This window comes from Nonomuraea sp. SYSU D8015, from assembly GCF_008065375.1.
GTDB lineage: Bacteria > Actinomycetota > Actinomycetes > Streptosporangiales > Streptosporangiaceae > Nonomuraea.
The window spans coordinates 252,932-266,296 of record NZ_VJYI01000011.1 but is presented as its reverse complement, the minus strand read 5'-3'; the positions used below and the strand labels follow the sequence as shown (position 1 = coordinate 266,296).

The 13,365-nt window shown below is 70.1% G+C and carries 16 protein-coding genes and 2 pseudogenes; 10 read left to right on the top strand and 8 right to left on the bottom strand.

All coding sequences use genetic code 11. The features are described from left to right. Window positions 1-348 precede the first annotated feature (348 nt). The 8 genes from ID574_RS37510 to ID574_RS37475 all read left to right on the top strand — a co-directional run bounded on the left by ID574_RS37510 (window position 349) and on the right by ID574_RS37475 (window position 7,289). Window positions 349-816 carry a hypothetical protein gene (locus ID574_RS37510; protein ID WP_188193747.1) on the top strand — a complete coding sequence of 156 codons (468 nt, stop codon included), beginning with the start codon at window positions 349-351 and terminating at the stop codon, window positions 814-816. A gap of 54 nt (window positions 817-870) precedes the next feature. After that, on the top strand, window positions 871-1,308 hold the full coding sequence (locus ID574_RS37505; RefSeq protein WP_188193746.1) for a hypothetical protein: 438 nt from the start codon (window positions 871-873) through the stop codon (window positions 1,306-1,308). A 324-nt stretch (window positions 1,309-1,632) separates the two neighbouring features. Continuing rightward, window positions 1,633-2,070 carry a protein kinase domain-containing protein gene (locus ID574_RS37500; protein WP_223167475.1) on the top strand — a complete coding sequence of 146 codons (438 nt, stop codon included), beginning with the start codon at window positions 1,633-1,635 and terminating at the stop codon, window positions 2,068-2,070. 507 nt (window positions 2,071-2,577) lie between these two features. After that, window positions 2,578-4,131, top strand: a complete 1,554-nt coding sequence (locus ID574_RS37495) for a carboxylesterase family protein (protein ID WP_188193745.1) — start codon at window positions 2,578-2,580, stop codon at window positions 4,129-4,131. Between the two features lie 27 nt (window positions 4,132-4,158). Next, window positions 4,159-4,581, top strand: coding sequence for a DUF6461 domain-containing protein (locus ID574_RS37490; RefSeq protein ID WP_188193744.1), 423 nt, complete (start codon window positions 4,159-4,161; stop codon window positions 4,579-4,581). Between the two features lie 168 nt (window positions 4,582-4,749). After that, on the top strand, window positions 4,750-4,929 hold the full coding sequence (locus ID574_RS37485) for a hypothetical protein (protein WP_188193743.1): 180 nt from the start codon (window positions 4,750-4,752) through the stop codon (window positions 4,927-4,929). 164 nt (window positions 4,930-5,093) lie between these two features. Continuing rightward, a complete protein-coding gene (locus ID574_RS37480) occupies window positions 5,094-6,020 on the top strand; it encodes a LysR family transcriptional regulator (protein ID WP_188193742.1) in 927 nt (308 codons plus the stop codon). A gap of 93 nt (window positions 6,021-6,113) precedes the next feature. Further along, window positions 6,114-7,289 carry an NAD-dependent formate dehydrogenase gene (locus ID574_RS37475; RefSeq protein ID WP_188193741.1) on the top strand — a complete coding sequence of 392 codons (1,176 nt, stop codon included), beginning with the start codon at window positions 6,114-6,116 and terminating at the stop codon, window positions 7,287-7,289. 7 nt (window positions 7,290-7,296) lie between these two features. On the opposite strand, the gene ID574_RS37470 is transcribed toward ID574_RS37475, so the two are convergent. The 3 genes and pseudogenes from ID574_RS37470 to ID574_RS37460 form a co-directional block, all read right to left on the bottom strand. Further along, on the bottom strand, window positions 7,297-7,566 hold the full coding sequence (locus tag ID574_RS37470; protein WP_188193740.1) for a hypothetical protein: 270 nt from the start codon (window positions 7,564-7,566) through the stop codon (window positions 7,297-7,299). Next, window positions 7,563-8,584: pseudogene (locus ID574_RS37465) on the bottom strand (ABC transporter ATP-binding protein). The gene ID574_RS37470 and the pseudogene ID574_RS37465 overlap by 4 nt, the downstream one beginning before the upstream one ends. Further along, a pseudogene (locus ID574_RS37460) lies at window positions 8,581-9,330 on the bottom strand (ABC transporter permease). The pseudogenes ID574_RS37465 and ID574_RS37460 overlap by 4 nt, the downstream one beginning before the upstream one ends. A 314-nt stretch (window positions 9,331-9,644) precedes the next feature. Here ID574_RS37460 and ID574_RS37455 point away from each other — a divergent pair. Next, entirely contained in the window at window positions 9,645-10,256 is a 612-nt protein-coding gene (locus ID574_RS37455) for an ATP-binding protein (protein ID WP_188193739.1), read from the top strand. Further along, window positions 10,225-10,545 (top strand): STAS domain-containing protein, encoded by a 321-nt coding sequence (locus ID574_RS37450; protein ID WP_188193738.1) that lies wholly within the window; start codon window positions 10,225-10,227, stop codon window positions 10,543-10,545. Before ID574_RS37455 ends, ID574_RS37450 begins: the two co-directional genes overlap by 32 nt. Window positions 10,546-10,626: 81 nt before the next feature. Here the strand turns inward: ID574_RS37450 and ID574_RS37445 are convergent, their stop codons facing one another. The 5 genes from ID574_RS37445 to ID574_RS37425 form a co-directional block, all read right to left on the bottom strand. After that, window positions 10,627-10,806 (bottom strand): hypothetical protein, encoded by a 180-nt coding sequence (locus tag ID574_RS37445; RefSeq protein WP_188193737.1) that lies wholly within the window; start codon window positions 10,804-10,806, stop codon window positions 10,627-10,629. Between the two features lie 75 nt (window positions 10,807-10,881). Then, window positions 10,882-11,868: a YihY/virulence factor BrkB family protein gene (locus ID574_RS37440; protein ID WP_188193736.1), complete on the bottom strand. Its 987-nt coding sequence runs from the start codon at window positions 11,866-11,868 to the stop codon at window positions 10,882-10,884. After that, window positions 11,865-12,170: a DUF4235 domain-containing protein gene (locus tag ID574_RS37435; RefSeq protein ID WP_223167474.1), complete on the bottom strand. Its 306-nt coding sequence runs from the start codon at window positions 12,168-12,170 to the stop codon at window positions 11,865-11,867. The genes ID574_RS37440 and ID574_RS37435 overlap by 4 nt, the downstream gene beginning before the upstream one ends. A 6-nt stretch (window positions 12,171-12,176) precedes the next feature. Beyond that, window positions 12,177-12,818 (bottom strand): DUF3618 domain-containing protein, encoded by a 642-nt coding sequence (locus tag ID574_RS37430; RefSeq protein ID WP_188193735.1) that lies wholly within the window; start codon window positions 12,816-12,818, stop codon window positions 12,177-12,179. Next, entirely contained in the window at window positions 12,815-13,252 is a 438-nt protein-coding gene (locus ID574_RS37425) for a phage holin family protein (RefSeq protein ID WP_188193734.1), read from the bottom strand. The genes ID574_RS37430 and ID574_RS37425 overlap by 4 nt, the downstream gene beginning before the upstream one ends. Between the last annotated feature and the right edge of the window lie 113 nt (window positions 13,253-13,365).

Genomic DNA, 13,365 nt, shown 5'->3' with positions numbered 1-13,365 from the left:
CTCAGCGACTTATTCACCCGCTTCGGTTTGCCCGCCGACGGCCCCGGTCCCGCTGAGCGGCCCGGCCGGTGCTCGCCAGTGTTCGCCGGTGCTCGCGGCACTCTTGCCTGCATCGTTGTTGCCAGAGATGTGGTCGCCGCACGACATCCGTCGTGCGGCGACCGCGCCGATGCCGGTTGGCTGGTCAGACGGCGTCGCAGTACGGATTACTCAGTGGGACGTTGCCGAAGGAGTACAGATCGACCGTTGCGATGATTGCCTCCACCGGGTTCCAGCGGTTGTCCGCGAAGACATAGCGCCTGGTTAGAGCGGAAGACGAGGAGCTTGCGAAGGCGTAGCGTCGCCGACGTGACAGCTGACAGCGGCGAGTGGGACACCCGCCATCAAGACAACGTGATCGATCTGGCCGACGATCTGGCCGAGTTGGACGCGGCGCTGCTGGCGCAGCTCGATCCGGTGGACCGGGCCCGCCAGGTGCGCGCCCGGCGGGCGCTGTGGCTGTATGCCGACGCCATGGGGGATGCGGTCAAGGCCACCAAACCGGGCGAGGGCACCCCGGCCGCCCGCAAGCCCTACAACTGCGTGGCCGCGTTGCGAGACTTCACGCAGGCACTGCACAGCAGCGCAGAAGAGGCGCAGCAGGCGGCCGGCGATCCCGACCCCGGCGACGACGATGCCGGTGACGTCCATATGTGGGCCGAGCGGTTCACCGGGCTCGGTTTCGCTGCCCCGGCCTACACCCTGCCGGATCTCGCGCCGGGCGAGGGAGAGCGCCGAGACCTTCCAGCAGGGCCCCAAGCAGCAACAGCCGCGTGAAGCCGCAGGATGGCGCGCCCTGCTTGCTCGGCACCCGGCTTGGAAGGTGGGGGCGTGACCACCAGCGGATCGGCGACCGTGACCCGCCTGTGCCCGACCTGCCGGGCCACCGGCCCGGTGACCGACGACACGGTGGGCACCTTATGGATCGAGAACGGGGTGACGATCGAACAGTTCCACGCCGCGGACTGCGCGGACTATCTCGCCCAGCATGCGCGGCTGATGGAGGGTGCCGAGCGGGCACGCCTGGCCGAGGAACGGGCTCGGGAGCTGTTCCCCGGCGCGCACGCCCGTTTCCAGGCCGCCGTGCAGGCGTTGCCCGCCGAGCAGGCCAGCCCGTTCGCCGCGGCGCTGGCCGAGCTGGTCGCCCTGCAGGCGCGCCGGTTCCACGGTCACGGCGGGTTCGTCCCGCTGCCGGAGTGGGCCGAGGTCCTGGACCGGCATTTCCCCGCGGTCAGTGACACGACCCGGGCCAGCGGACGGGTCAGGTGACTGGTGAGATCGCGTCGGCATGATGGCGGACCCAGGTGATCGCGGCCTCGGCGGCGTGACGCTGATAGGAACGCAGGTGGGGCATGTCCTCGGGGGCCGGTTGGCGGCTCATCCCGGCGTCGACGCCGTTGCCCCCACGTCGCCCCCCACGTCGCCGCGCGCGCCCCGCTGCGGCGGGGCAACTGCGGGCGGGCGTGAATCATGCCGAAGAGTTGGAGCTCCCTGTTCCCGCCGGCGCGGGGTGGCATGCTGCTGACGCCACTGGGTTGTCAGTGCGATGATCTCAACCCGTCCACACACATATCGCCGTGTGGGGTGTCGCCCTTGGAACCGCTGAGGCAGGAGGGTTCGCCCCAGATGGCGGGCGGACGGGTGGTGGCGGGCCGGTACCGGTTGACCGCTCTGCTGGGCCGGGGCGGGATGGGAGCGGTCTGGCGCGCCCATGACGAGCAGCTCAAGCGCGAGGTGGCGGCCAAGGAACTGCATCTGCCCGAGCAGTTAGACGACGCCCAGCGGCAGGCGTGGATCGCCCGGCTGGATCGCGAGGCGCGCGCCGCCGCCCGGCTCAAGCACCCGGGCATCGTCACCGCTCACGACCGCGTCACCGGTGATGCCGGACGCCCCTGGATCATCATGGAACTGGTGCGCGTGCGCTCCCTGCAGGACCTGCTGACGGCCGAGGGATCGCTGGCGCCCAGCCGGGTCGCGCAGATCGGGCTGCAGGTGCTGATAGAAGGCAACCCCATCTCAGTGCGCCTGTAGCGGTGAATATCCACCACCGGACGCATCTCGCCGCGGGTTGTCACTCAGTCGCACTACGACTTCTTGTGAGTACACGAAGGGCCTCCTACCAGGTGGTGTGCGAAGCCTTACCGGTAGGAGGCCCCTCCACCCTAGAAGGGGTGGCGCGGATCGAACAGCACTCACAGAATCCACAACACCAGCTTCACCACCGCCAGTGCCGTACGGATCCAGCCGTACCCATCTCTCCGCCCGGGGCCATCGTCGTCCATCAGGACTCCCTGCTCCGCCAGACCATCCGGCGGACAGGCCCGGACGGTCACAGCGCAGAGGTCATCGACAGCGCGTGCTCATGATGACGCATAGCAGGCACCCGCTGGCCGGGGAAGCCCACTGCCGTGACCTGGCCCCGTTCCTTCCTCCGTTACCTGGACCAGGGCTGATCGCTGGTATGGGTGTATCTAGGTGCACCCCAGGCCGGGATTCAGCGCCATTACCCCCTCGTACCGCCGTTCCTAGGCTCGCGGCATGACATTGATGCGTACTCTCAGCTCAGCCGTTTTAAGCGTGGCATTCGTCATGGCAGGGGCCGCGCCGGCGGATGCGGCCTCGCGGGATGTCGTACGGACCGATACGGGCTGGGTGCGAGGCGATGTCGCCCGGGACCACCGGATCTTCCAGGGCATCCCCTACGCCGCTTCTCCGGTCGGCGACCTGCGCTGGCAGTCGCCCCAGCCGGTAACTGCCTGGCGTGGTGTCCGCGCCGCGACACGCCCCGGTGACAGGTGCGCCCAATCCACGGATCTGTGGGGGTTGCCGGCCAGCGACAGCGAGGACTGCCTGTACCTCAACGTGACCGTCCCGCGCTCGGCCACTCCGCGCCGCCCCCGGCCCGTCATGGTCTGGTTGCACGGCGGCAGCCTGACGAAGGGGGCCGGCAGCGACTACGACGCCACGCGCCTGACCACGCGCGGCGACGTCGTGGTGGTCACCGTCAACTATCGGCTTGGCGTGTTCGGCTTCTTCGGGCATCCCGGACTGGCGGGCAGCGGGGCCTACGGGCTGGAGGACCAGCAGGCGGCACTGCGTTGGGTCCAGCGCAACGTAGCGGCCTTCGGAGGCGACCCACGCAACGTCACGTTGTTCGGGGAGTCCGCCGGAGCGCACTCGGTGTGCGCCCACCTGGCGTCGCCCACCGCCGCCGGCCTCTTCCACCGGGCGATCACCCAAAGCACGTTCTGCTCCCAGACCGCCTTCACCGGCAGCCGCCTGAGGCCGGTCATGGACCTCCCGATGTGGGTTCCCAAGGCCGCCCACGAGGCGCACGGCGCCGCCATCGCCACCGCGCTCGGCTGCACCGATCAGAAGACAGCCGTCACCTGCCTGCGCGGCAAGCCCGTCTCCAAGCTCCTCGCGCAGGAGCCGCTCGCCCTTCCGGGCTACGGCAACGCCGTGCTGCCTGCCGATCCCGCGACCGTCTTCGCGCAGGGCCGCTTCCACCGCGTGCCGATCCTCACCGGCATCACCCGTGACGAGGGGACCCTGTTCACCGCGCTGATCTTCCCCGGTCTCACCGAGCAGGGATACCAGGAGGGCCTGCGGGACATCTTCGGTGACAACGCCGCGGCGATCGCGGCGAAGTACCCGTCCCGTGGGCGGCCGACGCAAGCCGTAGCGGCGATCATGAGCGATCTCGACTGGGCGTGGGCCGGTCGTGCCAGTGACCGAATGCTCAGTGAGCACACCCCGGTCTACTCCTACGGGTTCGCCGACCGCACCGCGCCGCCGATCTTCCCCCTTCCCGGTGGCGTGGAGCCGCTCGCCTCGCACGGATCGGAACTGTCGTTCCTGTTCCCCGGGGCCCCGCTCACCCACGGGCAGCGGAAGCTCGGCGACATGATGATCACATACTGGTCGCGCTTCGCGGCGACCGGCGACCCCAACGCTCCTGGCCTGCCGCGCTGGAGCCCCGTGCGCACCGGGCACGTCCATCGCCTGGCCCCGGGCCCCGGTGGCGTCGGCGTCTACGATCAGGACGCCCTCCACAAACTGGCTTTCTGGGACCGCCTGGCCAGCCACTGACCTGGCGGACACCCATCAGGGGGCACGGTGATCGTCGAGCCTGCAGGCTATATGGGGATCATGCGCGACGCGGTTCGCCCACTGTCGGCGGCTACTGTGCTGGCCAGCGTTCACAACAACGTCAATCAGCACGCCCGGTTCATCTACGCCGTCGATGGAAAGGTGATCACTGGCCTCGACTCGATGTTCCCCGATGAGCCGCGCTGGGGTGCCGAACCAGACCGGCTCCTGCCGCATCTGGAAGATCTCGGGCTGGCCGATGAGTTCGATGAGGATGAGGAATGGCAAAAGCCCGGCGAGCGGTTCGTCGAGGCGGCGCTGGCACTGGCCGAACGTTGTACTGGCATCCGGCTGACACCTGAGCAGGTACGCGGCCCGCTGCCACATGCAGCTTCCGTCACGCACCTGTATGAGGTCCGGGACGGGCAGGCTCCTGCGCTGGCCTGCTGATAGCACCTATCTGCGGCTCCAGGGTGCGCGCGGCGCCGAAGCCGGGCGAAGCGAAGCTCTCGAAGACGCGCCTGGCGACTTCGCCGCCGGAATCCCGTCCGATTCAGATGATCGGACGGGATCCCGTCAACCTCAGTCCAGCCGTTTCAAGAACGGCCCGGTGTTGTCGTGGGGGAGATCGATCCCGAGTTCGGCAACACCGCGGCGCTGCTGGCCGTCAACATGGACTGCCGGGATCTCGATGACGAGGGACCGCACCTGGTGGTGCCGGGCGACCGCTGCGGCGGGCGGCACATCAGCCGGATCGCGGAGATCAAGGTGTCCGCCGACGACCGGTTATGGGATTGAGAGACCGGCTCGTGCTGGCCGTGGCGGTGCGGAGGCGCCGGGCTGCGCCTGGACGCGGACATGCGACATGCGTGACGGCCCCTGCGTTGCTGCGTCTGTCCCCTGGGGCACTGCTTGGTGACGGCGGGACTGGACGCGGCTCGCGCGAGGGGTGACCCTGTAACGTGCTGTTGCGCCAGTTGGAGTATCTGGTGGCCCTGGCCCGGGAGCGGCATTTCGCACGGGCCGCTGCGGCCTGTCACGTCTCCCAGCCATCGTTGTCAGCGGCCATCCGCAAGCTGGAACGTGAGCTGGACGTGCCGCTCGTCCGCCGGGGCAGGAAGTTCGCCGGGCTGACCCCGGAGGGGGAGCGGGTGGTGCTGTGGGCGCACCGGATCCTGGCCGACGCTGATGCGCTGCGGCAGGATCTTTCCCGGATGCGTGAGGGGTTGTCGGGGACGTTGCGGATGGGCGCCATCCCGACCGCGTTGACCGCGGCCTCGCTGCTGACGACGCCGTTCTGCGAACGATACCCACACGTACGGGTGTTGCTGACCTCCCTGTCGTCCCGTGAGATCGCCCGCCGGTTGGCTGAGTTCGAGATCGACATGGCGATGACGTACCTCGACGACGAGGAGGATCTCGGCGAGGTGCGGACCAGCCCGCTGTACGAGGAGCGCTACCTGCTCCTCACCCCGTCCGACGGCGAACTGGCCGACCGCCGGGTGGCGCGCTGGTCGGAGGTCGCCGCGCTGCCGCTGTGCCTGCTGGCCCCCGAGATGCGCAACCGCCGCATCCTGGACGCCAACTTCCGCCAGGCCGGGGCGGTGGCCGTGCCCGCGATCGAGACCGACACCGTCTCGGCGCTGTTCGCGCACGTCGCCACGCACCGCTGGTCCAGCGTCATCGCGCACGCGTGGCTGCACATGTTCGGAGTCCCCGAGGGGATGCGTGTGGTACGGCTGGAGCGCCCGGCGAGGGAACCCCGTGTGGGCCTGGTCGTGGCCGGCACCAGGCCGGAGCCGATGATGGCACGGGCCGTCCTGGACATCGCCCGCGAGCTCGATCTGCGCGAGGTGTTCGACCGCCTGGCCCGTGAGCACCTCACATAGACGGCCTCTATCACCCGATAGAAACATTCGCTTTGACCTGCGGATACGGCTCAACCGACAGTGGGTTCACCCATCGACGAGAGGCGGAGAGCCATGGCGAAGGTGCTGTGCGTCCTGTACGACGACCCGATCGACGGATACCCCACCTCCTACGCGCGGGACGGCCTGCCCAGTCTGTCCGGTTACCCGGGCGGCCAGACGCTGCCCAGCCCCAAGGCCATCGACTTCACCCCCGGCCAGCTGCTCGGCAGCGTCTCCGGTGAGCTGGGGCTGCGGTGCTTCCTGGAGGAGCGCGGTCACACCCTGGTGGTCACCTCCGACAAGGACGGCGACGGCACGGAAAACGGCTCGGTCTTCGACCGCGAGCTGCCCGACGCCGACGTGGTGATCTCGCAGCCGTTCTGGCCGGCGTACCTGACCGCCGAGCGCATCGCCCGCGCCCCCAAGCTGAAGCTGGCCATCACGGCGGGCATCGGCTCCGACCACGTCGACCTGGACGCCGCCATCGCTTGCGGCATCACCGTCGCCGAGGTCACCTACTGCAACAGCATCAGCGTCGCCGAGCACGTCGTCATGATGATCCTGTCCCTGGTCCGCAACTACCTGCCCGCAAACCGGACGGTGCTGGACGGCGGCTGGAACATCGCCGACTGCGTCGCCCGCTCCTACGACCTGGAGGGCATGCACGTCGGCACCGTGGCCGCCGGCCGGATCGGGCTGGCGGTGCTGCGCCGGCTCAAGCCGTTCGACGTGCACCTGCACTACACCGACCGGCACCGGCTGTCGGCCGAGGTCGAGGAGGAGCTTGGGCTCACCTTCCACCCCAACGCCGCCTCGATGGTGCCAGCCTGCGACGTGGTGACCGTCAACGCGCCGCTGCACCCGGAGACCGAGGGCCTGTTCGACGACCGGCTCATCGCCACGATGAAGCGCGGCGCGTACCTGATCAACACCGCGCGGGCGCGGATCGCCGACCGTGACGCGATCGTGCGGGCGCTGGAGAGCGGGCAGCTCGCCGGATACGCGGGCGACGTCTGGTATCCGCAGCCCGCCCCGGCCGACCACCCCTGGCGCAGCATGCCGCACCACGGCATGACGCCGCACATCTCCGGTTCGTCCCTGTCGGCGCAGACCCGCTACGCCGCCGGCACCCGCGAGATTCTGGAGGCGTGGCTGGACGGCGCCCCGATCCGGGAGGAGTACCTGATCGTCGAGGGCGGCGCCCTGGCCGGGACCGGTGCGCACTCCTACAGCACCCGGACCCGGTAGAAGCGGCTCAAAGGGCCGGGCCGTGGCAGGAGCACGGCGAATGCGGCGGGCCGGCCCTGTGCAGCGCGATGTACGGCCCGGATCGACCCCAGTAGCGGACACGCTCGCGCGTGATGCGATAGCGCGCGCACGCCTCGGGCTCTTCGGGTGAGCAGCGTGGCACAGGGACGGTCAGGATGCGGATGTCCTGGTCGACGTGGGTCAGCAGGCCGTGGCAGGGCCCGCCCAGGCAGATGGCGTTGCAGTCGTGACCGTCACCGGGCCGCTCGGGGTTCATGCCGGGTGGGCGTGGGTCTCGGTGGCCTTGACCGACGCCCAGATCTGCTGGCCGGGGATCAGGTCGGCGACGGCGGCGGGGGTGATGTCGGCGAACACGGTGATCGGGCCGTCGAGGTGGACGCGGACGTTGTCGCCGTGCCATTCGATGCCGTCGATGCGGCCTGCCACAGGTGGCGCGGGCTGCCGTCGGGGCGGGTTCGAGACAGCGCCACGGCGGCGGGCGGGAAGGCGACGAACGCGGGCCCATCCACCCGCTGGGAGGTGTGCAGCAGCACCTCGCCGACCTTGACCCGGGCCCCGTCCGCAGTCCCGCGATAAAGGTTGAGCCCCACGAGGCGGGCGACGTAGTCGGTGCGCGGGCGGCGGGCGACCTCGGCCGGAGTGCCCTGCTGGACGATGGCGCCGTTCTCGATGACGATCTGCCGATCGGCGAGCACCATGGCGTCGAGGGGGTCGTGGGTGACCAGGACGGTGGCGCCGTCGAAGTCGGCCAGATGGCGGCGCAGCTGGGAGCGGATCTCCAGGCGGGTGTGGGCGTCGAGCGCGGCCAGCGGTTCGTCCAGCAGCAGCTCGGGCTGCACGGCCAGCGCCCGCGCCAGGGCGACCCGCTGGGCCTGCCCGCCGGACAGTTGCCGGGGCTTGGCGGCGGCGCGGTCGGCCAGGCCGACCCGCTCCAGCAGGGCGGCAGCGGCGCGGCGGGCCTCGGCCTTGGGAACCCCGTGGCAGCGTGGCCCGAAGGCGACGCTGTCCAGCGCCGTCAGGTGCGGGAAGAGCAGGTAGTCCTGGAAGACCATGCCGACCGGGCGGCTCTCGGCGGACAGGGTGTGCAGTGGACGGCCATCGAAGACGATCTCGCCCTGCGACAATGCGGTCAGCCCTGCCAGGGGGCGCAGCGCGGTGGTCTTGCCCGCGCCGTTGGGGCCGAGCAGCGCCACGACCTCGCCGGGGGCAACCTCCAGGGTGACGTCGAGAGTGACGGCGGGTTGGGTGACGACCAGGCGGGCGTGCGGGGTCATGGCGTGTTCACCCATCGGTCGCGCAGGCTGGCCGGGATGATCACCGAGACGGCGAGCAGGACGAGGGTGAGCACGATGGCGGCCTCCGGCTCGGTCTCCAGGGCGAGGTAGACGGCCAGCGGCATGGTGCGGGTGGTGCCGGGGAAGTTGCCCGCGAACGTGATCGTCGCGCCGAATTCGCCCAGTGCCCGCGCCCAGCACAGCACCGCCCCGGGCATGACCATCGGCAGCGTGACGCGCCGGAAGACGGTCCAGCGCGAGGCGCCGAGCGTGGCCGCGGCCTCCTCCAACCGCTGGTCAGCGCCGCGCAGCGCGCCCTCCACGCTGAGGACCAGGAACGGCATCGCCACGAACGCCTCGGCGATGATCACTCCCGTCGTGGTGAAGGGCAGCGTGATCCCCGAAGGTGGCCTCCAGCCACTGCCCGACCAGCCCGCGCCGCCCCAGCACCAGCAGCAGCGCGACACCGCCGACCACCGGCGGCAGCACCAGCGGAACGGTGACCAGCGCCCGGATCAGCCGCTGCCCGGGAAAGTCCACCCGGGCCAGCAGCCAGGCCAGCGGCACCCCGAGCAGCAGGCACACCACCGTGGCCACGCTCGCGCAGCCCAGCGACAGCCGCAGCGCCTCCAGCACGTGCGGCTCGGCCGGCCGCTGCGCCAGCGTAGACCACGGGCGCGCATCAGCAGCCCGGCTAGCGGCAGCACGAGGAAGACCAGGCCCACGACAGCGGGCAGCACCAGCATGCACGGCCGCCCGGCGCTTTGGTGGGGCTGGCCGGGCTCGCCCTCACCGGCTCCCTTAGGGGGTGTGTGCCTCACCTTTGGTGGTGGTCGAATTTCCGGGTGTCGCGTGGCTCCGCCTAGGCCTCTTGGTCTTCGGGGTGTCCGTCGGCGATGGCGCGGCCGCGGGAGGCGGAGGCACGGCCGTGACTGTACGCCACGACCCGAGTCGCGCCTACCGCTTCGTGGCCTTTGGGCTTTGTTTGGAGACCCACCTGAGGGAAAGCCGTAAGGAACACACCCCGAATCCCCTTCGACGCCGACAGGCAAAAACGATCATGAGTGTGGATCTTGAGCTGCGCTGTCCCATCAGCACCGATCTAGGTTTCGTCCGGGACCTGGTCCGCCTCTGCGGCCATCACAGCGGCCTACGCGACCAGCGGCTGGGCGACCTGGTGCTGGCCGTCAACGAGGCGGTCGCCAACGTGCTCGATCACGGCGCGGCCGGCCTGGTCACCTTCCGCACCGCCGGCGAGGCGATCACGGTGGAGGTCCTCGCCACAGCGGGCAGGCTGAGCCGCGATCACCTGGCATCCGCCCAGCTCGACCGTAGCGGCCAACGCGGCTTCGGACTGTGGGTGATCCAGCACCTGTGCGACGCGGTCGCCCTGGAGCAGACCGGCCTCGGCTCCCTGCTGAGCCTGCACATGGACCGCCAGCCGGCGACCGCACCCGGACCGCCCCGCGCGCCGGGACCCCGACCACGTTGTTACATCTGTGACATAGCGGAGGGCATGGACACCCACACGAAAGGCCTACGGACCCCCCATGGACACCTCTTCGCGACGCGAACCGTCGTCCGCCCCAGAGAGGGACTCCACAACGGCGCTGACGCTGGCCCATCAGCATCTGCCCGGCATGAGCGTGATCGCCATCGGCGGCGAGGTTGACCGCACCACCAGCGCCGAGCTGGCCGACTACATCAATCGCATCCGTCGACCCCGCGACCACCTCGTCTTCGACCTGACCGAGCTGTCGTTCCTGGACAGCTCCGGTCTGCAGGTCCTGCTGGCCAGCGCCCAGCACGGCGCGGCCGACGGCGCCGGCGTCCATCTGGCCGCCGTCCATGGCATGCCAGCCCGGCTGCTGCAGATCACCGGCGTGGGCGCCCACCTACCGGTGTACGCCACGGTGGAACAGGCCATCACCACGGTCCTGGCCGCCGCCCGAACCCGGTAAGGCGTAGCCACACCGCCACTATTCACCGCCTCCCGGCTACTTCTGGACGCAGCCAGGCCGGCGGCGATTCATGTGCTCTGCTCATGTGCTCTGCCGGCCGTCTCCAGGCTCGGTGGGACGGTCGGAGGCCACCCCCTCAGCCTCGTCGCTCGCCGGCGACGTGCCGCCGGCCGTCCATGGCGTGGCCTGGCACGCCCAGACCAGCAACTCGCGGCGCAGCTGGGCGATGGCGGCCGCGGTGTGCTGCGGGCGAGTATCCATGCGGTCTTGACTACCTCCGTCACCGCCAAGCTGACCCCCGTTGCATGCAAACAGACGCCGCGTCCGAGCGCGGGCTCACCTTTGGTGGTGATCATTGAATTTGCGAGTGTCGCGTGGCTCAACGTAGGGCTCTTGGTCTTCGGGGTGTCCGCCGGCGATGGCGCGACCGCGCTCGAGTTCGGCGTTGAGTTCGGCGCCGAGCAGGATGGCCATGTTGGTGATCCACAACCACACCAGGAAGATGATCAGCCCCGCGATGCTGCCGTAGGTCTTGTTGTAGGAGCCGAAGTTGGCGACGTAGAAGGCGAAACCGGCGGAGGCCAGCAGCCACACGACCAGGGCCAGGACGCCGCCGGCGGTAACCCATCGAAATCCGCGTTTGGCGTTGGGAGAGGCCCAATACAGCAGCGCGAACAGGAAGCTGACGACCAGCAGCAGGACCGGCCACTTGGCGATGTTCCACGCGGTGACCGCCGCTGAGCCGAACCCGAAGATGTCGCCGACCCGCTCGGCCAGCGGCCCGGAAATCACGACGGCGATGGCACTGGCCGACAGCAGCACCAAAGTGACCAGGGTGACGGCGATGCGCAGCGGGAGCGTCTTCCAGATCGGCCGGCCCTCGGGAACGTCATAGACGGCGTTGGAAGCGCGCATGAACGCGGCCACATACCCCGACGCCGACCACAGAGCCACCGCCAAACCGGCCAGGGCCACCAGGCCCGCGCCGCCCTGCCCGCGCTGCAACTCGGTGAGCGCGTTGACGAGCACCTGCTTGACCGCCCCGGGCGCCAGGTCCCCCACGTTGGTGATCAATGATTGCGACACCGACGCGCCGCCCAGCCCCACCAGGGAGATGACCACCAGCATCGCCGGGAAGATCGACAGCACGCCGTAGTAGGTGAGCGCGGCCGCCCAGTCCGCCAGGTTGTCGTCCTTGAACTCGGCGAAGGTGCGCTTGACCGCACCCCACCATGAGGTTTTCGGCAGCTCGGTCGGCGTATCCGGGGCCTGGCCGCCGGCCGGTCTGCCCGGCCGGCCGGCGGAGTCGGCTCGCTTGCTCATGACCGTACGCTTTCGCGGGTCTTGCGTCGATCGTCACCCGGCCGGCGTCCGGTCCTCTTGCGGACGCCGGATGCGCCGGCGCGTTGAACGGCCGCTTTCACCAGACCGAAGACGGCCCCCTGCAGCATGGCGGCCAGCAGCACTTGCCGCCAGCTGTAGTTCTGGTCGCCGGCGTCAGGGGCTTCTTCCTGGCCCGCGGCGAGTTTCCAGACCTGCTTGAACAGCGCGCCGGCGATCAGCCCGCCCAGCACGCTGAACAGCAGCGACGGTGGCTTGCAGAGCGGCTTGGAGAGCAGGGCCACGGAAGCTCACCCTGCTCCGGCGTGCCGGAGAACGCGGCGTCGGCGCAGCCACCCGAGCACGAGCAGGACGATCGCCGCTGCCGCCGCCCCTTGCGCTCTGGGCGCGGCGGCCGGTGACGCGGCGGCCTGGCGTGCCTTGGCGGCGAGGTCGCCTGTCATGACCGTGCCGGCGAGGTCGGTGGCCTTGTGGCGCACCTGCGCGCTGCTCTGCCGGGCGGTGTGCACCGCTCGCTGCCAGGGGCTCTGCCGGCGGGCGTTGCGACGGCGCAGCCACACCGAGAGGGCGACGGCACCGGCGGCCACGCCAGCGGCCGCACCGGCGGCTGCGGCACCGCGGCGCATCGCCGGGGTGGTGTCGGAGGTGATCGCCCGAGCCTTGGCGGTGAACTCGCCGGCTCTGGTTCGGGCTTGGGTTCCGGTTTGCTGCGCCCGGGCGGCCAGGTTCGCCTTGACCTGCCGGGTCTTGTCCTTGGCGCGGGTCTTGAGGTCGGCCTTGGCGGCCAGCGTCTCCACGGTGTCCGCCAGATGCTCGCGCGTCTGGACGATATCGGCACGCAGTTCCTCGCGGGAGTCTGCCTGCTCATCAGCCCGGGGCGGGCCGGCCGTGGCCGGTTCGCCCGCTCGGTGAGATGGTCCGCTGATGGTCATCGTCGTGCACTCTCCCTGATCTGGGTCACGTCCTGCCGGGTGCTGTCGATCGCCTGCTCGGGCAGCGGCGGCATCGCGTGGGCGACCTTCTTGCGGCCGGTCAGGCCCAGCACCGCCGCCACGGCCAGCAGCACCACAGCGGCGATCAGCGCGGCCGTCCACGCCGGCATGACCAACGCCAAAGCGGCGATCATCGCAGCCACCAGGGCCGCCGCGCCGTAGAGCGCGACCATGCCGGCCGCCCCCAGCAACCCCGTTCCCAGACCGGCATCCCGGCCTTTGTCCTTCACCTCGGCAACCGCCAGCCGTATCTCCTGACGCACCAGCACAGAGACCTGCTCGGAGGCTTGTTTGATCAGCTCACCGGCTGACGGCATCTCCTGTCTGCGGCCAGCCTCAGGCCTGCCGTCGGCAGGCCGCTGCACCGTACTCATCACCGTTCCTCTCCTTGCGGTCGGGGTTTCGTGCCTTTCACACCGCTGCCCTCAATCGCCTGCAGCATGTGGCGATCGGGACACGAGCTCCCGCACGCTCGTGAGCGCGGATT